Source organism: Kitasatospora sp. NPDC088264 (assembly GCF_040685715.1).
GTDB lineage: Bacteria > Actinomycetota > Actinomycetes > Streptomycetales > Streptomycetaceae > Kitasatospora.
In genome coordinates this window covers 39881-62640 of the sequence record NZ_JBFBIR010000041.1, presented here as the reverse complement: position 1 = coordinate 62640, position 22760 = coordinate 39881, and the positions used below count along the sequence as shown (strand labels likewise).

At 74.9% G+C, this 22760-nt stretch carries 19 protein-coding genes; 7 read left to right on the top strand and 12 right to left on the bottom strand.

All coding sequences use genetic code 11. From position 1 onward, the window contains the following. Positions 1-141 precede the first annotated feature (141 nt). The 3 genes from AB0O82_RS26760 to AB0O82_RS26750 are packed head-to-tail and all read left to right on the top strand — an operon-like array spanning position 142 to position 2894. The gene (locus AB0O82_RS26760; protein ID WP_363586485.1) at positions 142-705 is read left to right on the top strand and encodes an XRE family transcriptional regulator; all 564 of its coding nucleotides are present in this window, start codon (positions 142-144) and stop codon (positions 703-705) included. Continuing rightward, positions 702-2180 (top strand): MFS transporter, encoded by a 1479-nt coding sequence (locus AB0O82_RS26755; RefSeq protein ID WP_363586484.1) that lies wholly within the window; start codon positions 702-704, stop codon positions 2178-2180. Before AB0O82_RS26760 ends, AB0O82_RS26755 begins: the two co-directional genes overlap by 4 nt. 27 nt (positions 2181-2207) lie before the next feature. Beyond that, entirely contained in the window at positions 2208-2894 is a 687-nt protein-coding gene (locus AB0O82_RS26750) for an alpha/beta fold hydrolase (protein ID WP_363586483.1), read from the top strand. Between the two features lie 131 nt (positions 2895-3025). Here the strand turns inward: AB0O82_RS26750 and AB0O82_RS26745 are convergent, their stop codons facing one another. Continuing rightward, positions 3026-4393, bottom strand: coding sequence for a DUF2252 domain-containing protein (locus AB0O82_RS26745; protein WP_363586498.1), 1368 nt, complete (start codon positions 4391-4393; stop codon positions 3026-3028). A gap of 389 nt (positions 4394-4782) precedes the next feature. Between AB0O82_RS26745 and AB0O82_RS26740 the strand changes: the two genes are divergently transcribed. Both AB0O82_RS26740 and AB0O82_RS26735 read left to right on the top strand, forming a co-directional pair. Further along, positions 4783-5799, top strand: a complete 1017-nt coding sequence (locus AB0O82_RS26740; protein WP_363586482.1) for a LacI family DNA-binding transcriptional regulator — start codon at positions 4783-4785, stop codon at positions 5797-5799. Positions 5800-5900: 101 nt separating this feature from the next. Then, positions 5901-8351 (top strand): polysaccharide lyase 8 family protein, encoded by a 2451-nt coding sequence (locus tag AB0O82_RS26735; RefSeq protein WP_363586481.1) that lies wholly within the window; start codon positions 5901-5903, stop codon positions 8349-8351. Positions 8352-8389: 38 nt separating this feature from the next. Here AB0O82_RS26735 and AB0O82_RS26730 read toward each other — a convergent pair whose 3' ends face one another. Together AB0O82_RS26730 and AB0O82_RS26725 are read right to left on the bottom strand one after the other, a co-directional pair. Continuing rightward, positions 8390-8959 (bottom strand): DinB family protein, encoded by a 570-nt coding sequence (locus tag AB0O82_RS26730; RefSeq protein WP_363586480.1) that lies wholly within the window; start codon positions 8957-8959, stop codon positions 8390-8392. Between the two features lie 56 nt (positions 8960-9015). Next, a complete protein-coding gene (locus tag AB0O82_RS26725) occupies positions 9016-10101 on the bottom strand; it encodes a DUF2690 domain-containing protein (RefSeq protein ID WP_363586479.1) in 1086 nt (361 codons plus the stop codon). A 299-nt stretch (positions 10102-10400) separates the two neighbouring features. Here AB0O82_RS26725 and AB0O82_RS26720 point away from each other — a divergent pair, with 299 nt between their 5' ends. Continuing rightward, positions 10401-10850 carry a helix-turn-helix transcriptional regulator gene (locus AB0O82_RS26720; protein ID WP_363586478.1) on the top strand — a complete coding sequence of 150 codons (450 nt, stop codon included), beginning with the start codon at positions 10401-10403 and terminating at the stop codon, positions 10848-10850. 77 nt (positions 10851-10927) lie between these two features. On the opposite strand, the gene AB0O82_RS26715 is transcribed toward AB0O82_RS26720, so the two are convergent. Continuing rightward, positions 10928-12019 (bottom strand): N-acetylmuramoyl-L-alanine amidase, encoded by a 1092-nt coding sequence (locus AB0O82_RS26715; protein WP_363586477.1) that lies wholly within the window; start codon positions 12017-12019, stop codon positions 10928-10930. A 300-nt stretch (positions 12020-12319) separates the two neighbouring features. Here AB0O82_RS26715 and AB0O82_RS26710 point away from each other — a divergent pair, with 300 nt between their 5' ends. Then, on the top strand, positions 12320-13111 hold the full coding sequence (locus AB0O82_RS26710; RefSeq protein WP_363586476.1) for a methyltransferase domain-containing protein: 792 nt from the start codon (positions 12320-12322) through the stop codon (positions 13109-13111). Between the two features lie 99 nt (positions 13112-13210). On the opposite strand, the gene AB0O82_RS26705 is transcribed toward AB0O82_RS26710, so the two are convergent. The 8 genes from AB0O82_RS26705 to AB0O82_RS26670 form a co-directional block, all read right to left on the bottom strand. Beyond that, positions 13211-15022, bottom strand: coding sequence for a beta-galactosidase (locus tag AB0O82_RS26705; RefSeq protein ID WP_363586475.1), 1812 nt, complete (start codon positions 15020-15022; stop codon positions 13211-13213). Positions 15023-15095: 73 nt separating this feature from the next. Beyond that, a complete protein-coding gene (locus AB0O82_RS26700; protein WP_363586474.1) occupies positions 15096-15977 on the bottom strand; it encodes a sugar phosphate isomerase/epimerase family protein in 882 nt (293 codons plus the stop codon). Continuing rightward, a complete protein-coding gene (locus AB0O82_RS26695) occupies positions 15974-17146 on the bottom strand; it encodes a dihydrodipicolinate synthase family protein (RefSeq protein WP_363586473.1) in 1173 nt (390 codons plus the stop codon). The genes AB0O82_RS26700 and AB0O82_RS26695 overlap by 4 nt, the downstream gene beginning before the upstream one ends. Then, positions 17146-18297 carry a Gfo/Idh/MocA family oxidoreductase gene (locus AB0O82_RS26690; protein ID WP_363586472.1) on the bottom strand — a complete coding sequence of 384 codons (1152 nt, stop codon included), beginning with the start codon at positions 18295-18297 and terminating at the stop codon, positions 17146-17148. Before AB0O82_RS26690 ends, AB0O82_RS26695 begins: the two co-directional genes overlap by 1 nt. Before the next feature lie 35 nt (positions 18298-18332). Beyond that, the gene (locus AB0O82_RS26685) at positions 18333-19313 is read right to left on the bottom strand and encodes a hydroxyacid dehydrogenase (RefSeq protein ID WP_363586497.1); all 981 of its coding nucleotides are present in this window, start codon (positions 19311-19313) and stop codon (positions 18333-18335) included. A 65-nt stretch (positions 19314-19378) separates the two neighbouring features. After that, the gene (locus tag AB0O82_RS26680) at positions 19379-20281 is read right to left on the bottom strand and encodes a carbohydrate ABC transporter permease (protein ID WP_363586471.1); all 903 of its coding nucleotides are present in this window, start codon (positions 20279-20281) and stop codon (positions 19379-19381) included. Next, positions 20278-21141 carry a sugar ABC transporter permease gene (locus AB0O82_RS26675; RefSeq protein WP_363586496.1) on the bottom strand — a complete coding sequence of 288 codons (864 nt, stop codon included), beginning with the start codon at positions 21139-21141 and terminating at the stop codon, positions 20278-20280. Before AB0O82_RS26675 ends, AB0O82_RS26680 begins: the two co-directional genes overlap by 4 nt. A gap of 83 nt (positions 21142-21224) precedes the next feature. Continuing rightward, positions 21225-22562 (bottom strand): sugar ABC transporter substrate-binding protein, encoded by a 1338-nt coding sequence (locus AB0O82_RS26670; protein WP_363586470.1) that lies wholly within the window; start codon positions 22560-22562, stop codon positions 21225-21227. Positions 22563-22760: the final 198 nt, after the last annotated feature.

The window sequence follows — 22760 nt, the reverse complement described above, 5'->3', positions numbered from 1 at the left end:
GGGCGCGAGGAGCGCAGGGGCGCGCACCCGAACGCGGCGCGCCGTCCCGGCCGAGTCCACGCCTCCCGCCCTTCTCCACGCCCCGGCCACGGCGGCCCGCGCCCCTGGGAGTGATCTCATATCCGGGATAGCATCGCGAATATGGGAATCGAGACGGCCGCCGACGAGCGGCTCGCCAACCGGCTCGCCGAATTGAGGCTGGAACGGGGCTGGACGCTGGAGGAACTGGCCCGGCTGGCGGACGTCAGCCGTTCGACGCTGTCGCGCGTCGAACGGGCCGAGGTCAGCCCGACCGCCGCGCTGCTCGGGCGGCTCTGCGCCGTCTACGGGCGGACCATGTCCCGGCTGCTCGCCGAGGTCGAGTCGGCGCCGGCCCGGCTGGTGCGGGCCGCGGACCAGCGGATCTGGCGGGACGAGACCACCGGCTTCGTCCGCCGCTCCGTCTCCCCGCCGCACGGCTCGCTGCGCGCCGAGATCGTCGAGGGCCGGCTGCCCGCCGGCGCCGACATCGCCTACGACCGCCCCTGCCTGGCGGACCTGGAACACCACCTGTGGGTGTTCGAGGGGGTGTTGGAGCTCACCGTCGACGGCGAGCGGCACCTGCTCGGCCCCGGCGACTGCCTGCGCTACGTCTCCGGGACCAGCCGCTTCCGCGCCCCCGGCCCGGACGACGCCCGGTACGCCCTGGTGGTGGTGGAACCGTGAGGCGCCCGAAGACCCGGATAGCCGCCGGGCCCCGCGAGCGCTTCGACGCCGCCGGGCGCCGCGTCCTGCTGGTCTGCGTCGCCGGCGGCTTCACCACACTGCTCGACCAGTCCGTCCTCAACACCTCCATCCCGGCCCTGCGCGAGAGCCTGCACGCCCAACCCGCCCACCTCCAGTGGATCGTGGCCGGCTACTCGCTCGCCTTCGGCCTGGCACTGATCCCCGGCGGGCGGCTGGGCGACGTCAGGGGCCGCAAGTGGTTCTTCGTCACCGGCCTCACCCTGTTCACCCTGGTCAGCCTGGTCTCGGCGACCGCCACCGCGCCCGAGGTGCTGATCGCCGCCCGGCTGCTCCAGGGCGTGGGCGCCGGACTGGTCAACTCGCAGATGATCGGCACCCTCCAGGACGTGTTCGACGGCCAACTACGGGCCCGCGCCCTCGGCATGTACGCCGTCACGGGCGGGCTGGCCTTCGCGCTCGGCCCGCCGATCGGCGGCGCGGTCCTGGCGGCGGCCGGCCCCGAGCACGGCTGGCGGCTGACCTTCCTGCTCAACGTGCCGTTCGGCCTGGCCACCGTCGCGCTGGCGGTGCGTCACCTGCCCAGGCCGCGCCCGAGTGCCCGGCACGCCGACCTCGACCTGGTCGGCCTGCTGCTGGTCGCCGCGCTCACCCTCGCCCTGATGCTGCCGTTCGTCCAACCGCCGGGCTGGACCGGCTGGCTGGCCTTCGCCGCCGTCGCCGTCCTGCTGCTCGGGGCCCTCGCCTGGTGGCAGCGCCGCTACGCCCGCTCCGGCGGCCACCCGCTGATCCACCCGGCACTCACCCGCTCCGCGCCGTACGCGCTCGGCACCGCGACCGCGATGGCCCAGTTCGGCTCCTCGCTCGCCGCCGGACTGGTGCTCACCATGTTCCTCCAGGACGGCCTCGGGCTCTCCCCGATGGGCGCCGCACTCGTTGCGCTGCCCTCGGCGGTGGCCATGGGCGTCGCCTCCGCGCTGGCCTGGCGGGTGGTGCAGCGCTTCGGGCGGCGCACCATCACCGCGGGCATGACCGGCTCCGCCCTGGTCATGCTGGCGAGCGGACTCGTCGCGCACTGGGCGCCCGCGGCCGTCCTGCCCTGGCTGCTGGCGCTGCTGCAACTGTTCGGCGGCGCCTCGATCGGCGTGATGGGCGCCACCAACCAGGCGTACGTGCTGCGCCACGCGCCCGCCGAGGCGGCCGGGGTGAGCGGGGCCATCCTGCAGATGGCCCAGCGGATCGCGGCGGCGGTCGCGGTCTCGGCGCTGTCCGGCGTCTACCTGCGGCAGACCGCCGGGGGCGGCGACCACCGCTCCGCCTACCTGGCCACCAGCGTGGTGTGCGCGGCGGTCGCCGCCCTCGCCGTCCTGGCGTCGGTGTTCGCCGGCCGGCGGGCGGCCCGGGAGGCGACCGGCGAGCCCGTCGCGGTGAGCCGTGGGCGAACAGCGGTCCGTTAGCGCAGGCCCGCACGTACGGTGGCGGGCATGACCGAGAACCGGATCGTGGACCTGCCCGAGGTGGCGCTCGCCTACCGCGAGAGCGGCCCGCCGGACGGCCCGGCGCTGGTGCTGCTGCACGCCCTCGGGGAGCGCGCCACGGACTGGGACGTCGTCCTGCCAGAGCTCGCCCCCAGGCACCGCGTGTACGCGCTCGACCTGCGCGGCCACGGCGACAGCGGCCGCACCGCCCGGTACGGCCTGGAGGAGATGCGCGACGACGTGCTCGCCTTCCTCGACGCGCTCGGCCTGGCGCGGGTCGACCTGGTGGGCCACTCGATGGGCGGCGTGGTCGGCTACCTGGTCGCCCAGGCCCGGCCGGAGCGGATCGGCCGTCTGGTCCTGGAGGACATCCCGGCACCGCACCCGCGCCCGGCCGGCGCGGTGCCGGACGCGCCGGAGGAGCCGGTGCACTTCGACTGGGCCGTGGTGAAGGCCGTCAAGGCGCAGGTCGACACCCCCGACCCGGCCTGGCTGGCGGGGATGGCCGGGATCACCGCCCGCACCCTGGTGGTCGCGGGTGGCTCGGCGAGCCACGTCCCGCAGGAGCGGCTCGCCGAGCTCGACCGGCTGATCCCGGACTGCCGGATGGTCACCATCGAGGCCGGGCACCTCGTGCACAGTGCCCGGCCCGTCGAGTTCGTTGCCGCGGTGGCGCCGTTCCTGTCCGCCTGATGCGGGCGTCCTGATGCGGGCGTCCTGATGCGGGCGTCCTGACCCGGGCGTCCTGACCCGGGCGTCCTGACCCGGGCGTCCTGACCCGGGCGTCCTGACGCGCGGGCCCCGTTCGGGCCCGGTGCCCCCGGTCAGACGCCGAACTCGGCCGGCAGACGGCCGGCCCGCACCGCCGCGACCAGGTCGGCGTGGTCGGCCTCGGTGCGGTCCGCGTACGCGACGGCGAAGGCGGCGACCGCCTCGTCCAGCGCCTCGCTCCTGCCGCAGTAGCCGGCCAGCAGGCCGGGGTCGGCGGTGTGCGCGTGCGCCCGGGCCAGCAGTGCGCCGGTGATCCGGGCGTAGTCGTCCAGTTGGCCCGGCAGCAGCGCGGCCGGGTCGACGCTGCCCTTGCGGTTGCGGAACTGCCGGACCTGGTAGGGGAGTCCGTCCACCGTCGTCCAGCCCAGCAGGGTGTCGCTGACCACCTGCATGTGCTTCTGCCCGAGCACCACCCGGCGGCCCTCGTGGCCGTCCTGGCCGGCCACCGGGTGGCCCGCGCGCTCCAGGTACGGCAGCAGCACGGACGGGCGGGCCTCCTTCACCTGGAGCACCAGCGGCTGGTCCCGGTGGTCGGTGAGCAGCACCACGTACGAGCGGGTGCCGACGCTGCCGGTGCCCACCACCCGGAACGCCACGTCCTGCACCCGGTAGCGGGACAGCAGGGTGCGCACCTCGGCGGGCACCGTCGCCACGTACGGGCCGAGCGACTGCGCGACGGCCCGCGCGGTCGCGTCGGTCACCTCGGTGAGCACCGGCGGAGCGGCCGTGAACCGCCGTCCGCCGTCCGCCGTACGGGCGGTGCTGCGGGCGGCGAACCTGGCGCTGGTGTTGCCCAGCGCCTTCGCGCCGACCTTGCGCAGCACCTCGGCCAGGTCGTGCGCCTCGGTGAAGGAGACCAACTGCTCGTCCGCGACGGCGTTCCAGGCGTCCAGCGCGGGCAGCTTGGCGAGCGTGCGCATCGTCCGGCGGTAGGAGCCGGCCGCGTGCTGGGCGGCCTCCCGGGCGGTGGTCTCGTCGGCCCCGGTCTCGCGGCCGGCCAGCACCAGGCTCGCGGCCAGCCGCTTGAGGTCCCACTCCCACGGGCCGGGCACGGTCTCGTCGAAGTCGTTGATGTCCATCACCAGTTGCCCGCGGGCGTCCCCGTACAGCCCGAAGTTGGCGGCGTGCGCGTCCCCGCACAGCTGGGCGCCGACCCCGGTGTCCGGGGTGCCCGCCAGGTCGGCGGCCATCAGTCCGGCCGAACCGCGCAGGAACGCGAACGGCGTGGCGGCCATCCGCCCCACCCGGATCGGCACCAACGCGGCGATCCGGCCCGCGTTGGACGCCTCGATCGCCTCGACGGCCGTCGGCCGCTCGGGCCCGGGAGAGAACTCCGCGTGCCGTTCCCGGGGGATGCGCCCGCGCAGCGCCTTCCCCCGTTCCCGCGCCCGCCCGCCCCGCCCCGACGCGAACCCGGCCACCGCGAACGCCCGCCGCCCCTGCGGCGCAGCTCCGTCCACACCGGCCACGGCCCCGTCCGCCACCTCGGTCACCTCGGTCACCTCGGTCACCTGCGTCACCGTTCCCCACCCGTCCCTTCCGGCTCCCACTCGCCCGCGACCTGCGCGAACGGCTTGCAGGGGGAGTGACGTCCGACATCTGACGACGGTTCCTGAGCCCGCCGGACGCGGGACGGCCGGCGAGCAGTCGGCGGAGGTCTCCGGAGGTCTTCGGAGGTCTGCGGAGGCGGGAAGGGCGTCCGCCCGTATCCTCGGGGCACGGCCCGCCGTGGAGGCCGGGCGTGGAGCTGGTCGGGACCGGGGGGGCAGCGGTGAGCGACGGGGGGAGAGCCCGGCGGGGCAGGCCCACGGTGAACGACGTGGCGGCGCTGGCGGGCGTGTCGATGGCGACGGTGTCGCGCGTGCTGGCGGGCGACTACCCGGTGGCCGGGGCCACCCGGGAGCGGGTGCTGCGCGCGGTGCGCGACCTCGACTACGTCGTCAACGCGCAGGCGCGGGCGCTGGCCGGCCGGCGGTCCCGGACGGTGGCGATCCTGCTGGGCAACCTCGCGGCGCCCTTCCACAACCGGGTCGCCCACGGCGTGGAGCGGCAGGCGGTGGACGAGGGCTGCCTCTGCCTGGTGGCGGCGACCGACGACGACCCCGACCGCGAACTGACGCTGGTCGAGGAGATGCGGGCGCGCGACGTGGAGGCCGTCGTGCTGGTGGGCGGGGTGGAGGACAGCCCGGGGTACCGCTCCCGGATCGCCCGGCTGGCGCGCATCCTGGACGCGGCCGGCTCCCGGCTGGTGCTCTGCGGCCGGCCGGCCCCGGGGGAGGAACTGCCGCTGACGGCCGTGCACTACGACAACGCGGGCGGCGCGCGGGCGGCCGTCGACCACCTGCTGGCGCTGGGCCACCGGCGGATCCTCTTCCTCGGCGGACCGGCTGCGACCACCACCACCCGGGAGCGCCTCGCCGGGTACGAGGCCGCGCTGGCGGCCCACGGCCTGCGCCGCCCGGCCGAACTGACGGTGGAGGGGTGCCACACCCGGGACGGGGCGCGGGCCTGGCTGCGCCGCCGCCTGGCCCAGGGGCCGCCGGACTTCTCGGCGGTCTTCGCGCACGACGACGACGTGGCGGCCGTCGTGCTGACGGTCCTGCGGGAGCACGGGATCGCCGTGCCCGGACAGGTCTCGGTGGTCGGCTTCAACGACCTGCCCGGGGCCGAGGACCTCAGGCCCGGCCTGACCACCGTGCGCATCCCGCACCTCGACCTCGGCCGCACGGCGCTGCGCCTCGCGCTGCACCGCCCCGGCCCCGAGCCGCAGCGGGCCGTCCTCGCCACCGAACTGGTGCCCCGCGGGTCGACGGGGCCGGTCGGATAGCCGGCCCTCCGGTCACGGGCCCGTGCCGGAAGCGTTGTCCTCGCGATAGAAAGCGCTTACTCTCCGGTCAGACAAGGGAGTTCGCGAGGAAGGACGGCCCGATGGACAGCTCGTGGACGGAGACCGGTGACCTGGCGGCGATACCGGTCCTGAGCAGGCGCGGACTGCTCAGGACCAGCGCCGCCGCCACCGCCGCGGCGGCCGCGTGGTGGCTCGGCGGGCCCACCGAGGCCCGGGCCGCCGACGGCTACGACGCGATGCGCGCGGCCTGGTCCGAGCAGCTGACCGGAACCGGGTACGACCCGGCCGCGCCGCCGTTCGCCCGCGCTCTCACCGCGCTGGGCGACCAGGCGCGGGGCCACCAGGCCGCGTTGAGCCCGCAGCCCGGGTCGCTCTGGCCCGACCTGCCGGTCGGCTCGGCCTCCGCCGCCGTCACGTCGACGGTCGGGCGGCTTCGGCTCATGGCCCTGGCCCTCACCCGGCCGGCCACCGGCTCGACGGGCGATCCCGGCCTCGGCGCCGCCGTCGCGACCGGCCTGGACTGGGTGCTCCAGCGCGCCTACACCGCCACCACCACGTCGTACGGGAACTGGTGGGACTGGCAGATCGGCGCCCCCCAGGCGCTGCTGGACGTGTGCGTGCTGCTCGGCGACCTCCTGACGGCCGAACGGGCGGCCGCGTGCGGTGCGGCCGTGGACCACTTCGTCCCGTCCTCGGTGGTCGACAAGTACACCGGGACCAGCACCGGCGCCAACCGGGTGGACCTGTGCCGGGTGCTCGCGCTGCGCGGTGTCATCGGCCGCTCGGCGGCCCCGGTCGCCGCCGCGCAGCGGGGGCTGTCACCGGTGTTCCGCTACGTGACCACCGGCGACGGGATCTACGCCGACGGCAGCTTCGTCCAGCACACCTGGGTGCCGTACACCGGCAGCTACGGCGAGGTGCTGCTCGGCAGCCTGGGCCGGCTGCTGCGCCTGCTCGCCGGAACGCCCTGGGCCGTCACCGATCCCGCGCTGCGGAACGTCTTCACCGCCGTGGACCGGGGGTTCCTGCCGTTCCTCTTCAACGGCCTGGTGATGGACGGGGTTTCGGGCCGCGCCGTCAGCCGGGGCGTGCAGGCCGGCGACGCGCGGCGGGCCCGCCTGGACGACCACGTGCGCGGCCACGCCCTGCTCGGGGACGTCCTGCGGCTGGCCGACTCCGGGTCGGTGCCGGCCGCCCAGGCGGCGGCCTGGCGCGCCGCCGTGAAGGGCTCCCTCCAGCGCGACCAGGTGCTCCCCTACCTGTCCAACGTCCTCGCCGACATCCCCGAACTCGCCCGCGCACAGGCCCTCCTGGCGGACTCCGGCACCCGGGCGGCGGACGAGGGCACGGGCAGCCGGGTGTTCACCATGGACCGGGCCGTCCACCGCCGGCCCGGCTGGAGCGCGCAGCTCAGCCTGTCCTCGTCCCGGACCGCCTTCTACGAGTGCGGGAACGGCGAGAACCTGCGGGCCTGGCACAGCGGCAGCGGAATGCTCTACTGGTACGGCGGCGAGCAGGGCGACGAGCAGTACAGCGACTCCTTCTGGCCCACCGCCGACCCCTACCGGCTGCCCGGCACCACCGTGTCGACGCGCCCGCTGGCCGACGGGGCCGGCGGCGACTGGGGCCAGGCCCGCCCGGCGACCGCCTGGGCGGGCGGGGCGAGCGACGGCGACTGGTCGGTGGTCGGCCAGGACGTCCGGGGCCTCGGCTCCGCCCTGGTCGGGCGCAAGTCCTGGTTCTGCCTGGACGATTCGATCGTCTGCCTCGGCGCGGGCATCGGCTGCACCGACGGCGTCGCCGTCCGCACGACCGTCGACCACCGCAACCTCGGGGCCCGCGAAGATCGGGAGTTCGTGCTGGACGGCGTCCGCCAGCCCGCCGACCCCGGCTGGAGCCGGAGGGCCGACGGCGTCCGCTGGGCGGCGCTGGCCGGGTCGGGCGCCTGGGTGTTCCCCGACGGCGCCACCCTCGACCTCGCCCGCGAACGGCGGACCGGGGCGTGGGTCGACATCAACCGGGGCGGGGCGCCCGACCCGATCACCCGGACCTACCTGTCGATCGGCCTCGACCACGGCACCGACCCCGTCGACGGGACGTACCACTACGTGCTGATGCCCGGGGCCGGCCCGGACCAGGCGGCGGCCTGCGCGGCGGCCCCGACGGCCACCGTGCTCGCCAACACGGCCGACGCCCAGGCGATCAGCGTGCCCGGACTCGGACTCACCCTCGCCAACTTCTTCGCCCCCGGCACGGTCGGCCCGCTGACCGTCTCCGCCCCCTGCTCCGTCCTGCTTCGCGAGAACGGCGGCGACCTCTCCGTCGCCGTCGCCGACCCCACCCGGAAGGCGGCCACCGTCCAGCTGACGCTGGCGCGGGACGGCTACCGGCTCGCGAGCGGCGGCACCGGCATCACGGTGCTCTCGGACTCCGGGCCGCTGGCGCTGCGCTGCGCGGTGGCGGGCACCGGGGGAGCGAGCCTGTCGGCGGTGTTCCGGCGGGGCGCCGCCTTCCAGCGAGGCGCCGCCTGACGGGGCCGCCCGCCGAGGTCAGCGCACCGGGACGGGCCTCACTGGCCGACCCGCCCGTCGAGGCACTCGCGCAACAGGTCGGCGTGCCCGCAGTGACGGGCGTACTCGTCGATCCTGTGCACCAGCAGCTCTCGCACCGCGATGCCGTTCTTCCCCAGCCGCACGCCCAGATCGGGGTGTGCGGCCAGGGCGGCGTCGGTGGCGGCCTGTTCGCGGGCGAGGTCGGCGAAGGCCGCGTCGACCTCGGCCTGCTCGGCGACGGCTCCGTCGAAGTCCGCGTCCCGCCGGCCGTAGAGCTTCGGCAGCGGATCACCGTCGCTGATCCAGCCGCGCCAGTCCCGTTCCACTTCGGCGAGGTGCCGGACGAGGCCGAGCAGTGACATCGTCGACGGCGGGACGGAGCGGCGGGCCAGCTGCTCCGGGTCCAGGCCCTCGCACTTCATCCGTAGGGTGTGGCGGTAGTTCGTCAGGAAGTCGTTCAGAGTCGGGAGTTCGCCGTCCGGGCTGACTCCCTCGCTGTTGCGGGGGTCGTCGTCCGGGTCGGCCCACATGTCGGGGTAGACGGTCGCCTGGGTCCATCGCTCGGGTTGGTCGCTCATGCGGGCCATGCTCGTTCGTGCGGGCCCGAGCCGCCAGTGAGTTTCGCCGCGATGGTGGCGGCTCCTCAGAGCGTGGACGTGGGCGTGGGTGTCGGTGTGGGCGTGGGAGCGGCGGCCGGAGGCGGGGGGCCGGGGAGGGCGCTCGCGCGGGCGGCGAGGTCGGTGACGACGCCGGTGCAGCTGTCGCCCTCCTTCTGGTGGCCGCACACCTGCAAGGTGGTGTCGCCGGGGCTCGCGTCGACCATCACGGAGTAGTTGTCGTAGCCCCAGTGGATCAGGGCGGTCTCCTGCGAGCCGTGGTTGGTGGTGATGGTGGCGCTGTCCCCGGGGGAGCCGTCGGTGATCCCCGACCAGGCGGCCCGGCAGCGCGGGCTGTAGTGGACGTAGAGGACCACCTCGCCCACGTTGCCGGTCAGCAGGGTGCGCTGGTCGACGTCGCACCGCATGTCCTGGGGGTCCTTGCCGGCGCAGCCGACGCCCTCGCAGAGCGGCGCCGACCCGGCGGTCGCCGTCGTCGCCGCCGTCTTCGGCGGGAGCGTCGCCGCCGATGCCGTGCCGTTGCCGCCGTGCGGGCCGCGCAGGTACAGGGCCGCGAACAGGATGAGCACGGCGGCGACGGCGGCTCCCACGCCGGCCGCCGGCCGCCGCCACGGGGCGGGCCGCGGTGAGGCGGGGGCGGCGTCGGGCGCTTCGGCCGCCGGCTCGGGCACCTCGGCGGGCGGTGCGGGCGCGGGTACGGGCTGGGGCTCGGGGGCCTCGGCCGGCGCTGCGGGCGCGGGCGCGGGCGCGGGGGCTTCGGCCGGCGCGGGCGCAGCCTCGGGGAAGAGCGCCTCGTCCGCGTCGCGCGCGGCCTCGGCCTTCCGCAGCAGGGAGGTGAGTAGATCGGCGTCGCACTCGACCGTGGCGATCAGGCCGGCCAGGGCCTGCGGGGTGATCAGGCGCTTCCCGTTCAGCCAGCGCTCCCAGGAGGCCTTGCTGAGGTAGGTCCTCTTCCCGAGTTCGGCCAGTGAGATCTGGTGCGCGTCCTTGACCGCGCGCAGCTCCTCGGCCAGACGCCGAGCGGGTTCCGAAAGATCGTCAGGGAGCGGCTTCCAGGACTGGCTCATCGCGGGTACCTCGGGCGGGTCGGTGGAGGATGCAAACTGATCCACTTTCGGATGATCAGTCTAATCGGTCGACTTCCCTCGGCCACCGCCCGCTTCCCCGGGCGCCGCGCCCTGCGGCGCGCCCACCCGGGGCCCGCGTCCCGGACACCGTCTCACGATGCCTCCGCCCCGGCGTCCCAAGGTGCAGCTCCGGGCCGTGGGACGACCTCGGACCGTCTCAGAACCGCCGAAGACGCTCGAAGACCGGCGGAGAATCCCGCAGAGTGGGCCGCGCCTTGGCCGGCACGCCGGCAGGCTCCCGGCCCGGGCACGGTCACAGCACAGAGCAACGGGGGAGAAGCCACATGGACCGCCACCACGCGTCGTACACCACGTCTCCAGCCCCTGCCGACGAACTCGCCAGGGAGCTCCGGTCGCTGAAGTCCGAGTCGGGCCTGACGTACGCCCGGCTCAGCGAACGCACCCACTACGCGAAGTCCTCCTGGGAGCGGTGGGTGAACGGCAAGCAGTTCCCGCCGCGCGACGCCGTGGAGAGCATCGCCTCCGTCTGCGCCGGCGACACCGACCGGCTGCTCGACCTGTGGCGCCGGGCGGACGGCTGCCGCGCCGCGGGCGCACCGGTCGGCGCACCGCCGGACACCGCCGTGCCGCCGGCACCCGGGCCGACGGGGACCCACCGCTGTCGGACGGCCCTGCTGCGGCCGCTGATCGCCCTCGTGCTGGTGCTGGCGGCGGGCCTGGTGCTGGCCGTCACCGGCCGCCGGCCGTCCCGGCCGGACAGGACCTTGGGCTGACCACGACGACGCCCCCGCGGACGCAACGGATCCGTGGGGGCGTCGGGTGATCCGGGCCAGGGCCGGCGGGCACGGGGTCAGGCGACCAGCCGGCTCCAGGTGCGGGCGTCCACCACCCCGTCGGCGGGCAGTCCGGCCGAGGTCTGGAAGGCCGTCACCGCGGACCGGGTGCCGGGGCCGAACGCGCCGTCCACGCCCACCTGGATGCCGTGCGCGACCAACTGGTTCTGCACGGCCAGCACCGCGCCGCCCGAGGCGCCGTCGGCGAGGGGCGCGACCGCCTGGCTCCACGTCTGGTTGCCCGCGATGCCGTCCGCGGCGGCGTGCGTGAGGTTCTGGAAGGCCGTGACGGCGCTCTGCGTGGCGGGCCCGTACGCCCCGTCGACGGTCAGGCTCGCGCCGTGCTGCACCAGCAGGTACTGGAGGGTCCGCACCGTCTCGCCCGAGGCCCCGCTGGTGAGCACCGGCCACACGGGCCCGGTCGGGTCTCCTCCGATGCGGGCCGCGACGTCGCGGCGCAGCTGCGGGATCAGCGCGTACAGGCGGTCACCGGGGCACTCGGTGTTGTTGAAGTCCCGGTGCCCGTAGATCTGGTAGGCCCGCAGCCCGTACTGGCGGCAGATGTAGGTGATCAGGTCGACCAGCGCCGCGTACTGCTCGCCGCGCGGGTCGACGGTGGTGTAGGTGCCCTCGTTCTCGATGCCGATCGCCACCGTGTTCTGCGCCGTGCAGTGGGCGGACTCGACGTGCTGGGCGCCGCCGCGCAGCGTGGACAGGCTGTTGTGGCGGCCCTCCAGGACGTACGCGCCGCGGCTGATGGTGAAGTGCTGCCCGGTGTCGATCCAGCCCTCGCTGTCCATCTGGTACGTCTGCATCGACCGGGCCAGCGAGAACGCGGCCGCCTGCGAGTAGTCCGTCACGTTGGGGGTCGCGGTGTGGTGCACGATCACCTTGTCCGGCACCCCGGCCAGGACGTTGACGGGGATGCTGGAGGGCCGGGCGCCCCACGCGGCCGTGTCGGCGACCGTCGGCCCGTCGGCGGCTCGTGCCACCCCGGCGGGCAGGGCGGACGCGAGCAGGGCACCGCCGCCGACCGCGAGGGCGCCGGTCAGGAAGGAGCGGCGACCGGGGCGGGGCGGGGTGAAGTCGGGGTACATGAACGGGGCCACCTGTTCCTTGGCGGGCTGGCGGGCTGGCGGGCTGGCGGGCGGGTCCGGGCGGGTCCGCGGGCGGTCCGCGGTCCGCACCGGTCGGACCGGTCGGCCGCCACGCTAGGAGCGCGGAGGCCCGGTCCACCATGGCTTCGCCGTCCCTCCCCGTCCCGGGACGCCGCAGCCCGGGGCGGGAGACGCGAGGGTGCGTTCCTCGGGGTGCCTTCGCGCACCCGGCGCCGATCGCCTACCATCGCGGTCGGCCGCGTCGAGCGACGGGCGGGGCGACGGGCAAGGGCGATCCGAGAGGCGCGGAGCATGGGCGACGAGCGCGGCTACCTGCTGGACAACCGGCAGCGGGAGGCGGGTCGACGGTTCGAGGGCATCGCCGAGCTGTTCGACCCGTGGACGCTGGAGCACCTGGACCGGCTGGGCCCGGCCGACGGGCACCACTGCTGGGAGGTGGGTGCGGGCGGCCCGGGGATCCCGCTGGCGCTGGCCGAGCGGGTGGGGCCGACCGGCCGGGTCCTGGCCAGCGACCTCGACACCAGCTGGCTGACCGGACTGCCCGCCGACCGCGTCGAGGTCCGCCGGCACGACGTCACCCGCGACCCGTTGCCCGACGAGCTGTTCGACCTGGTGCACGTCCGCCTGGTGCTGGTGCACCTGCCGGACCGGGCCGAGGTGCTGCGACGGCTGGCGTCGGCGGTCCGGCCCGGGGGCTGGCTGGTGGTGGAGGACGCGGACCCGGCCCTGCAACCGCTCGCCTGCCCGGACGAGCACGGACCGGACCAGGAGCTGGCGAACCGGGTGCGCCGGGCGTTCCGGGCCCGGCTCGCCGAGCGCGGCGCCGACCTCGCCTTCGGCCGCACCCTGCCCCGGCTGCTCCGCGAGGCGGGCCTGACGGACGTCGCCGCCGAGGCGTACTTCCCCGTCACCTCCCCGGCCTGCCGGGAGCTGGAGGCGGCGACGGTCCGTCAGCTCCGCGACCAGTTGGTCGGCCCCGGCCTCACCGCCGCCGACCTGGACCGGCACCTGGCCGACCTCCGCGACACCGAACTGGACGTGACCACCGCCCCGTTGATCACCTGCTGGGGCCGGCGCCGGTAGCCGACCACCGCGGGAACGCTCAGTCCCCGACCGGCCGGGTCGTCGAGGCGACGGCGTAGCCGGTGAGCAGGGCGGTCACGATGTCGGTGAGGCGGGGTTTCAGAACTCTGAGCTGGGGGCGTCCGTGACGGGGCCGAGGTCGGGTCGGTCGCGGAGGTCGAGGGCCTCGCCGTGGCGGGTGAGTTCGAGGAGGACGAGGGTGTTGGTGCCCGGGCGCCAGAGCGGGGCGGGGGCGTAGAGGGTGCGCTGCGGTCCCTCGTCGGTGTAGCGGCCGAGGAGGAAGCCGTTGAGCCAGAGCAGGCCGCGGCCCCAGCCGGGGAGGGCGAGGAAGGCGTCGGCGGGGGTGTCGAGGTCGGTCTCGAAGCGGTGGAAGGCCGGGTCGCCGTCGGTGGCGGTGGTGGCCGGGTCGAAGGCCAGGCCGCTCAGGTCGGTGAGGGGGAGCGGGCGGATCTCCCAGTCGTGGAGGCGCTGGCGTTCGTGCGAGACGCCGCGCCGGATGCCCTTGCGGTCGTCGAGTTGGGGGCCGTAGTTGGTGCGGCCGAGCGCCTCGACCAGGATGTCCAGGGTGGCGCCGGCCGGCGTGGTGGCCAGCGGGAGGGTGGCGCCGGGGTCGTTGCGGTCGAGGGTGCCGAGGGGGTTGCCGTCGGCGAAGACCTGGGCGCGGTCGCCGAGGCCGTCGACGCGCAGCGGCAGGGTGGGGCGGGGGCCGGGGACACGGGTGCGGTAGTGGATGAGGCCGAGTGACTGGCCGAGGTTCTCCATGGGTTCCGGGACGGGCCGGTGGTGGGGGGTGGCGAGCGCGTCGAGGGAGTCGAACAGGCGGGCCCGGCCGGTCCTGCGGTCGATGCGGCGCGGGGTCAGGCGGGGCGGCTCGGCGGGGAGTTCGCCGTCGGGCAGGGGGAGGTACCGGCCGATGACGTCGCGCAGGGCGTGGAACTTGGGGGTGAGCTCGCCGGCCTCGCCGATGGGGGCGTCGTAGTCGTAGCTGGTGGTGGTGGGCTCGTAGCCCGGGGTGTCGGGGCTGGTGCCGGTGTGGTTGGCGCCGGACCAGAGGCCGAAGTTGGTGCCGCCGTGGGCCATGTAGAGGTTGACGGAGGCTCCGGTGGCGAGGAGTGCGTCCAGGGAACGGGCGGTCTCCTCCGGGTCGCGGACGTGGTGGGGCCCGCCGACGCGGTCGAACCAGCCGATCCAGAACTCCATGGCGGCGAGCGGCCCCTTGGGCTGCTGGCGGCGCAGCACCTCGAAGCGCTCGGGGGCGCGGGAGCCGAAGGTCGCGGTGGCGAGCAGGCCGGGGATCGCGCCGCCCTGCTGCATGAAGTCCTCGGCGCCGTCGGCGGTGAACAGCAGGCAGTCCACGCCGCGCGCGAGGAGGCCGTCGCGCAGGTGGGCGAGGTAGCCGGCGTCGGTGCCGTAGCTGCCGTACTCGTTCTCGACCTGGACGGCCACGACGGGGCCGCCGCGGCTCGCCAGCAGCGGCACCAGCTCGGGCACGAGGGCGTCGAACCAGCCGTCCACGGCGGCCAGGAAGGCGGGGTCGGCGCAGCGCAGGCGCAGGCGCAGGCCGTCGACGGCGAGCAGCCGGGCGGGCAGGCCGCCGAACTCCCATTCGGCGCAGATGTAGGGGCCGGGCCGCAGGATGACGTCCAGTCCGTGCTGCTGGGCCAGCCGGACGAACCGGGCCACGTCCCGCCAGCCGGTGAAGTCGATCTCACCGGTGGGAAGTTCGTGGAAGTTCCAGGGGATGTAGGTGTCCACGGTGTTGACGCCGAGGGCGCGCAGGCGGCACAGCCGGTCGTCCCAGAGCTCGGGGTGGACGCGGAAGTAGTGCAGGGCGCCGGCGACGATCCGGTGCGGGGCCCCGTTGCGGCGGAACCCGGAGTCGTCGTAGTCGAGTTCGATCGTTTCGATCATGGCGTGACCAGCTTTCGAGGGGGTGGCACGGGCTGCCAGGGTAGGGCAGGGCCGAACGGCGGACGCCCGACGGCTACCGGCGCGGCGCGGCGACCATGTGGGTGCGGTGGCGGTCGGCCACGGTGGCGAGGGTCTGCGCGCCGGGGGTGGCCCAGATCCGCTCGTTGAAGATCTCGACCTCGATCCAGCCGGTGTAGCCCGCGGCCGTGACCTGGTCGGTGAGGGAACGGAAGTCGATGTGGCCGTCGCCGACGTGGCCGCGCCCGAGCAGGACGTCGGCGGGCAGCGGCAGCGTCCAGTCGCACACCTGGTAGGCGGCGATGCGGCCGTCCCGGCCCGCCCGGTCGAGCTGCTCGGGCAGCGCCGGGTCCCACCAGACGTGGTAGCTGTCGACGACCACGCCGACCTGGGCGGCCGGGTGCGGCGCGGCGAGGTCGAGCGCCTGGCCGAGGGTGGAGACCACGGCGCGGTCGGCGCAGAACATCGGATGCAGCGGTTCGATGGCCAGCCGTACGCCGAACTGTCCTGCGTACGGGGCGAGTTCGGCGAGCAGGTCGGCGATCCGGGCGCGCGCGCCGGGCAGGTCGCGGCTGCCCTCGGGCAGGCCTCCGGCGACCAGCACCAGGGTGTCGGTGCCGAGTTCGGCGGCCTCCTCGACGGCCCGCCGGTTGTCGTCGAGCGCGGCGCGGCGGCCCTCCGCTCCGGCGGCGGTGAGGAAGCCGCCCCGGCAGAGGCTGCTGACGGTCAGGCCGCTGTCGCGGACCAGCCGGGCGGCGCGGGCCGTTCCGGTCTCGGCGACCTTGTCCCGCCACAGGCCGATCGCCGGGATGCCCGCCTGCGCGCAGCCCCGGACGGCCTCGGGCAGGGTCCAGTGCTTGGTGGTGATCTGGTTGAGCGAGAGCCGTTCCAGTCCGGGGGCGGCGGTGCCCCGCTCGGCGGGGTGAGGTGCGGTCACGCCGACCACCCGGCCAGGGCGAGGTAGCGGCGCATCCGGTCGGCCGCGAGCTCGGGGTCGGGGAGCACCCCGGCGGCGTCGGCGAGTCGGAGCAGTTCGACGAGGTGCGGTACGGACCGGCCGCTCTGGGCGCCGGCCACCATGGTGAAGTGCTCCTGGTGGCCGGCCAGGTAGGCGAGGAAGACCACACCGGTCTTGTACTGGTAGGTCGGCGCCGCGAAGAGGTGCCGGGCCAGCGGAAGCGTCGGGCCGAGCAGCGCGTCGTAGCGGGCGGTGTCGCCGGCGTCGAGGGCGTGCAGGGCTGCCGCGGCGTGGCCGGCGATCGGGTCGAAGACACCGAGCAGGGCGTCGCTGTGGCCGAGTTCGTCGCCCTTGATCAGTTCGGGGTAGTGGAAGTCGTCGCCGGTGTAGAGCCGCACCCCGGCGGGCAGGGCGCGGCGCAGCGCGATCTCCCGGTCGGCGTCCAGCAGCGACACCTTGATGCCGTCGATCCGCCCGGGGTGTTCGCGGATGAGGGTGAGGACGGTGTCGGTGGCCGCGTCGAGGTCGGCGGAGCCCCAGTAGCCGGCCAGTGCCGGGTCGAAGGCGGCGCCGAGCCAGTGCAGGATCACCGGCCGGGCGGACTGCCGGATCAGCCCGTCGTAGACGCGGAGGAAGTCCTCCGGGCCACGGGCGCGGGAGTTGAGGGCCCGGCTGGCCATCAGGACGGGCTGCGCGCCGGCCGCCTCGACCACGGCGAGCTGCGCCTCGTAGGCGTCCGCCACCTCGCTCAGGGCAGCGGCTGTGATGTCGCTCAAGGAGCTTGCCGGGTCGGTGAGTTGGTCGGTGCCGACACCGCAGGCGAGCCGGCCGCCGACGGCGCGGGCCGCCGCGCCGGAGCGGGTGATGAGTTCGCGGGTGGCGGCCCAGTCCAGGCCCATGCCGCGCTGGGCGGTGTCCATGGCGTCGGCGACGCCGAGGCCGAGCGACCAGAGGCGGTGGCGGAAGGCGAGGGTGGCGTCCCAGTCCAGGGCGGCCGGGGCGCCGGCGGCGTTGGCGCCGAGCGGGTCGGCGACGACGTGGGCGGCCGCGAAGGCCGTGCGGGAGGCGGGCGGGTGCGCGGGCAGGTCGAGCGGTGCGGGCTCGCGCAGCCGCAGCCGGCCGTGCCCGGGCAGGTCCAGTTCGGCCATCAGAGCACCAGCTCGGGGACGTCGAGGCGGCGGCCCTCGCGCGCCGAGCGCAGGCCGAGTTCGGCGAGTTGGACGCCCTTGGCGCCCTCCAGGAGGTCCCACGGGTAGGCGGAGCCGGTCGCCACGTGGCGCAGGAACAGCTCCCACTGCACCTTGAAGCCGTTGTCGTACTCCTCGTTCGCGGGCACCGGCTGCCACTGGGCGCGGAAGGGGTCGGTGGCCGGGAGGTCCGGGTTCCAGACCGGCCGGGGGGTGGTGGCCCGGTGCTGGACGCGGCACTCGCGCAGCCCGGCGACGGCGCTGCCCTCGGTGCCGTCGACCTGGAACTCGACCAGTTCGTCCCGGTCGACCCGCACCGCCCAGGAGGAGTTGATCTGCGCGACGACGCCGCCGGCCAGCTCGAAGACGCCGTACGCGGCGTCGTCGGCGGTGGCGGGGTAGGCCCGGCCCTGCTCGTCGACGCGGCGGGGGATGTGGGTGGCGGTGTGCGCGTACACCGTGCGGACGGGCCCGAAGAGGTTGTCCAGCACGTAGCGCCAGTGCGGGAACATGTCGAGGATCACGCCGCCGCCGTCCTCGGCGCGGTAGTTCCAGGACGGGCGCTGGGCGCTCTGCCAGTCGCCCTCGAAGACCCAGTAGCCGAACTCGCCTCGCACGGACAGGATCCGGCCGAAGAACCCGCCGTCGACCAGCCGCTTGAGCTTGCGCAGCCCGGGCAGGAACAGCTTGTCCTGGACGACGCCGTTGCGGACGCCGGCCGCCCGGGCGAGGCGGGCCAGCTCCAGGGCGGCGTCGAGGGATTCGGCGGTCGGCTTCTCGGTGTAGACGTGCTTGCCGGCGCCGATCGCGGCGCGCAGGGCGGCCTCCCGGGCGGGGGTCACCTGGGCGTCGAAGTACACCTCGGTGAGCGGGTGGGCGAGCGCCTCGTCGAGCGAGGTGGTCCAGTGCTCCAGGCCGTGGCGTTCGGCCAGGGCGCGCAGCTTGGCCTCGTTGCGGCCGAGCAGGATGGGTTCGGGCCAGAGCACCCGGCCGTCGTCGAGGTCGAGGCCGCCCTGCTCGCGGATGGCGAGGATCGAGCGGACGAGGTGCTGGCGGTGGCCCATGCGGCCGGTGACGCCGTTCAGGACGACGCCGATCACCTTGCGGTCCACGGGTGGTCTCCTTGCAGCTGGTAACGGGGGGGCGGTCAGGCCGTGCGGTGGATGCCTTCGGGGTGGACGGCGTGGGCGAACGGCAGGCCCCGCGCGTAGCGGGCGAGTTCGTCGGCCGCGGCGGCGGCCATCCGGTGCAGCTCGCCGCCGAGCGAGCCGGCCACGTGCGGGGTGAGCAGGACGTTCGGCAGTTCGTACAGCGGTGAGTCGGCGGGCAGGACCTCGGGGACGGTGACGTCGAGGACGGCGTCCAGGCGGCCGGCGACGAGTTCGTCGGTGAGCGCCTGCTGGTCGACCAGCGAGCCGCGGGAGGTGTTGACCAGGGTGGCGCCGTCGCGCATCAGGGCGAGCCTGCGGCGGTCCACCAGGTGATGGGTCTCCGGCAGTTCGGGGGCGTGCACGGTGACCACGTCGGAGGAGGCGCACAGGTCGTCCAGGCCGACGGCCCGGGCACCGAGCGCGGCGGCCTCGGCGGCCTCCACGTACGGGTCGTACAGCAGCAGGTCGAGGTCGTGCGGGCCGAGCAGTTCGAGCACCCGGCGCCCGATCCGGGAGGCGCCGACGATGCCCACTGTGCGCCGGTAGTTCCCGGCGGCGGCGTAGGCGCCCTGCCAGTCGTGCGGGGCGCGCCGGTGCCGGTAGTCCTCGCGGATCGCGAGCAGCCGCTTGTTGGCGAGCAGCACGGCGGCGACGGTGTACTCGGCGACGGGCAGCGCGTTGGCCCAGGCCGCCGAGGTCACCTGGAGGCCGCGCCGCCAACAGGCCTCGGTGACATGGTGCTTGACCGAGCCGGCGGCGTGGATGACGGCGCGCAGCCGGGGCGCGGCGGCCAGCACGGCCTCGTCCAGCGGCGGGCAGCCCCAGCCGCTGATGATGACCTCGGTGCGGGCCAGCGCGGCGGCGGCCTCGGGGGCGGCGAAGTCGTCCACGACCAGGTCGGGGTCGAGGTCGGCGAGGTCGGTGAGCCGCTGGACGGCGTGCCGGTCGAGCAGCCGGGCGGGCAGGGCGCGGTCCATTGCGAGCAGGGCGCGGGGCCTGCGGGCCGGGGCGGCGGGGGAGCGGATGTCGGCTGTGGTGGTGGTCATTTGACGCTTCCTGCGGTCAGGCCGGCCCGCCAGTGGCGTTGCAGGCCGACGAAGGCGGCCACCAGCGGGAGGACGGCGAGCAGCGAGCCGCTGACGACGAGGGGGTAGTACTCGGGGAAGGCGTGGGTCTGGGCGTTCCAGCTGAACAGGCCGAGGCTGACCGGGAAGAGCCGGTTGTCCGAGAGCATCACCAGGGGGAGGAAGAAGTTGTTCCAGATCGCGGTGAACTGGAAGAGGAACACCGTGACGAAGCCGGGCGTCATCATCCGCAGGCCGATCGACCAGAAGGTGCGCAGTTCACCCGCGCCGTCCATCCGGGCCGCCTCCAGCACCTCCCCGGGGACGTAGCCCGCGCAGAACACCCGGGCGAGGTAGACGCCGAAGGGGTTGACCAGGGAGGGCACGAAGACCGCCCAGAAGGTGTTGACCACGCCGAGGTCCGAGGCGAGCAGGTACATCGGCAGGGCCAGCGTGGTGGTGGGCACCAGCACGCCGAGCAGCACCAGGCCGAACAGCTTCTCCTTGCCGGGGAAGGCGTGGACGTGGAACGCGTACCCGGCGCAGACGCAGACCAGGGCGCAGGCCAGGGCGCCGAGCCCGGCGTACAGCAGGGAGTTGAGGTACCAGCGGAAGTAGATGCCGTCCCCGGTGGTGGCCAGCGCGTGCAGGTTGTCGCCGAGGTGCCAGGTGGCGGGGGAGAGGGCGCGCCCGCCGAGCAGGTCGCCGGTGTTCTTGGCGGCGGCGGTCACCAGCCACAGCAGCGGCAGCAGGGTGTAGGCGGTGGCGAGGACGAGGGCGCCGTTGACGGCGGCCTTGGAGAGCGTCCACGGCCGGCGGGGCGGGTGGCTGCGGGCGGCGGAGCGCTGCCGGGGGCGGCGTCCGGGGGCGAGCGTGGTCATCCGGTGGCCTCCGTCCGCCGGTCCGGGCGCGGGCGGGTGGCCCGGGTGACGAGGAAGGACAGCGCGGCGGCGGCGAGCGCGAGCAGCACCGAGGCGGCGGCGGCCAGGCCGTAGTCGCCCCGGTCGAAGGCGGCGGTGTAGGCGTACATGCTGGGCGTCCAGGTGGAGACGACGCCGGGGGAGGCGCCGTGCAGGATCATCGGTTCGGTGAAGAGCTGGAGCGAGCCGATCAGGGTGAACAGGCCGACCAGCACGATCGAGGCGCGGATGAGCGGGATCTTGACGCTGACGGCGGTCCGCAGCGGTCCGGCGCCGTCGACGACGGCCGCTTCGAGGACTTCGCGCGGGACGGCCTGGAGCGCGGCGTAGAAGATGACCATGTTGTAGCCGGTCCACTCCCAGAGCGCGATGTTGACCACGGCGGGCAGTGGCGCGCCGAACGGGTCGGGGTGGGCGCCGCCGGCGTTCAGCACGTCGATGACCGGGCTGATGCCGGGCGTGTACAGGTAGACCCAGATCAGCGCGGCGATGATGCCGGGCACCGCGTGCGGCAGGAACAGCGCCAGCTGGAAGAAGCGGCGGGCGCGGGCCAGCGCCGAGTCCAGCAGCAGCGCGAGGAGCAGTGCCAGCCCCGTCATCAGCGGGATGTAGAGCAGGCAGTACTGCGCGGTGGTCCAGAAGCCCGAGCGGAACGCCTGGTCGCCGAGCGCCCGGGCGTAGTTGCCGAGGCCGGTGAAGACCGTCTCGCCGCCGCCGAAGCCGAGCCCGGAGCGGTGCTCGGTGTACAGGCTGAGGTGGACGGCGTAGCCGATCGGGACGAGCGTGCAGGCCGTGAACAGGAGCACGAACGGGGCGAGCAGGACGGCCGGGGCCCCGTACCGCCCGCGCCGGCGGGCGCGGGCGGCGACGGCGGGCCCGGGCCCGGTGCGGGGCGGGTGGGCGGTCACTGCTTGACCTTGAGGCCGCGGTTCTTCAGCTCGGCCTGGGTGGACTGCTGCGCGGCGTCGAGGGCCGCCTGCACGGTGCCGCCCTGGGTGAGCTTGCCGAACGCGTCCTTGAGCGCGTTGTTGGTCGCGTTCATCGTCGGGCCCCACTGCCAGTTCGGCTTGATCGACTTCGCGGCGTCCGTGTAGAGCGCGTACACGTCCTGGCCGCCGTAGAAGTCGGCCGTGAAGGCCTCCTCGGCCACCGGGACGAGGGCGGGCGCGGCCGGGAAGGCGGAGGAGGTGCCGGAGGCGATCCGGGCCTTGATGCCCTCCGGCGTGGTGGTCGCCCAGGTGGCGAACTCGACGGCGGCCCCGGCCTTCCTGCTGTCCTTGGAGACGGCGAAGGTGGTGCCGCCGACCATGCCGCTGGCCGGGGTGCCGTCCCAGCTGGGCACCGGGGCGACGGCCCACGTGCCGGCCGCGTCGGGCAGGGTGCCCTTCAGCACCCCGCCGCCCCAGGAGGCGCCGAGGTAGCCGGCGGTCTCGCCCTTCTGCAGCGAGGCCGTCCACGGCTGGCTGAACGAGGGCTGGACGCGGACCAGGTCCTCGGCGATCAACTGCTGCCAGTAGTCCGCGGTCGGTTTGGTCCCGGCGCCGTTGAGGTCGACGCTCCAGGCGTCGTCGCGGCCGGTGAACCAGTGGGCGCCGGCCTGCCAGGCCATCGCCTCGAAGGTGGCCGGGTCGTCGGGGAAGAAGGTGGCGATCCGGGTGTCCGGCTGGGCCTGCTTCAGTTTCTGCGCGGCGGTGCGGAATTCGTCCCAGGTCTTCGGCGGGGTGAGGCCGGCCCGGTCGAAGAGGTCCTTGCGGTAGTAGAAGGCCTGCGGCGAGGCGTCCAGGGGCAGCGCCCAGGTGCGGCCGCCGAGGGTGGTCAGGTCCATGGTCTGCGGCAGGTACTTCGCCCTGAGCTCGCCGGGGACGAGCTTGGAGATGTCCTGGACGGCGCCCTGGCTGACGAAGTCCGGCAGTTGGGCGTACTCGACGTTGAACACGTCGGGGGCGTTGCCGGCCTTCACCGCGTTGGAGATCTTGGCGTACCCGCCGGCCGTGCCGGAGGGTATCTCCTCGTAGACCACGTTGACGTCGGGGTGGGAGGCGTTGAAGGCGGCGACGACCTCCTTCGTCCCCTTGGACCAGGCCCAGAAGGTCAGCGTGACCGGCTTGCCGTCGTCGGCCTTCGGGGCCCCGCCGCCGCTGCCGGCGCAGGCGGCGAGGAGGACGGTGGACAGCAGGCCGCCGGCGGCCGCGCGGAGGAGTCTGCGCCGGGGGTGGGGGAGGGGGAGCGGGAGTGAGGGCATGCACGACTCCGGGAGAGGGGGGCGCGGTCGGGGGGTCAGGGGGGCTGCCGGTGGCCGCGACCGGGCGGGCAAGTGGTCGCCATCCTGGGCGGGCGATCGATCGAAGTCAAGAGATCTGGATCAAATGATCCGTTGCGATCAAAAGCCTTGACGAACGATCAACCGCTTTCTAGATTCCCCGCACGGGGCGCGACTCCC

Bases quoted from the DNA above. Each gene is read 5' to 3' on its own strand.
- AB0O82_RS26670 (WP_363586470.1), bottom strand. From the start codon at position 22,562: ATGCCCTCACTCCCGCTCCCCCTCCCCCACCCCCGGCGCAGACTCCTC.
- AB0O82_RS26730 (WP_363586480.1), bottom strand. From the start codon at position 8,959: ATGGCCCGCATGAGCGACCAACCCGAGCGATGGACCCAGGCGACCGTC.
- AB0O82_RS26705 (WP_363586475.1), bottom strand. From the start codon at position 15,022: ATGATCGAAACGATCGAACTCGACTACGACGACTCCGGGTTCCGCCGC.
- AB0O82_RS26750 (WP_363586483.1), top strand. From the start codon at position 2,208: ATGACCGAGAACCGGATCGTGGACCTGCCCGAGGTGGCGCTCGCCTAC.
- AB0O82_RS26760 (WP_363586485.1), top strand. From the start codon at position 142: ATGGGAATCGAGACGGCCGCCGACGAGCGGCTCGCCAACCGGCTCGCC.
- AB0O82_RS26685 (WP_363586497.1), bottom strand. From the start codon at position 19,313: ATGGACCGCGCCCTGCCCGCCCGGCTGCTCGACCGGCACGCCGTCCAG.
- AB0O82_RS26710 (WP_363586476.1), top strand. From the start codon at position 12,320: ATGGGCGACGAGCGCGGCTACCTGCTGGACAACCGGCAGCGGGAGGCG.
- AB0O82_RS26695 (WP_363586473.1), bottom strand. From the start codon at position 17,146: ATGGCCGAACTGGACCTGCCCGGGCACGGCCGGCTGCGGCTGCGCGAG.
- AB0O82_RS26735 (WP_363586481.1), top strand. From the start codon at position 5,901: ATGGACAGCTCGTGGACGGAGACCGGTGACCTGGCGGCGATACCGGTC.
- AB0O82_RS26720 (WP_363586478.1), top strand. From the start codon at position 10,401: ATGGACCGCCACCACGCGTCGTACACCACGTCTCCAGCCCCTGCCGAC.
- AB0O82_RS26680 (WP_363586471.1), bottom strand. From the start codon at position 20,281: ATGACCACGCTCGCCCCCGGACGCCGCCCCCGGCAGCGCTCCGCCGCC.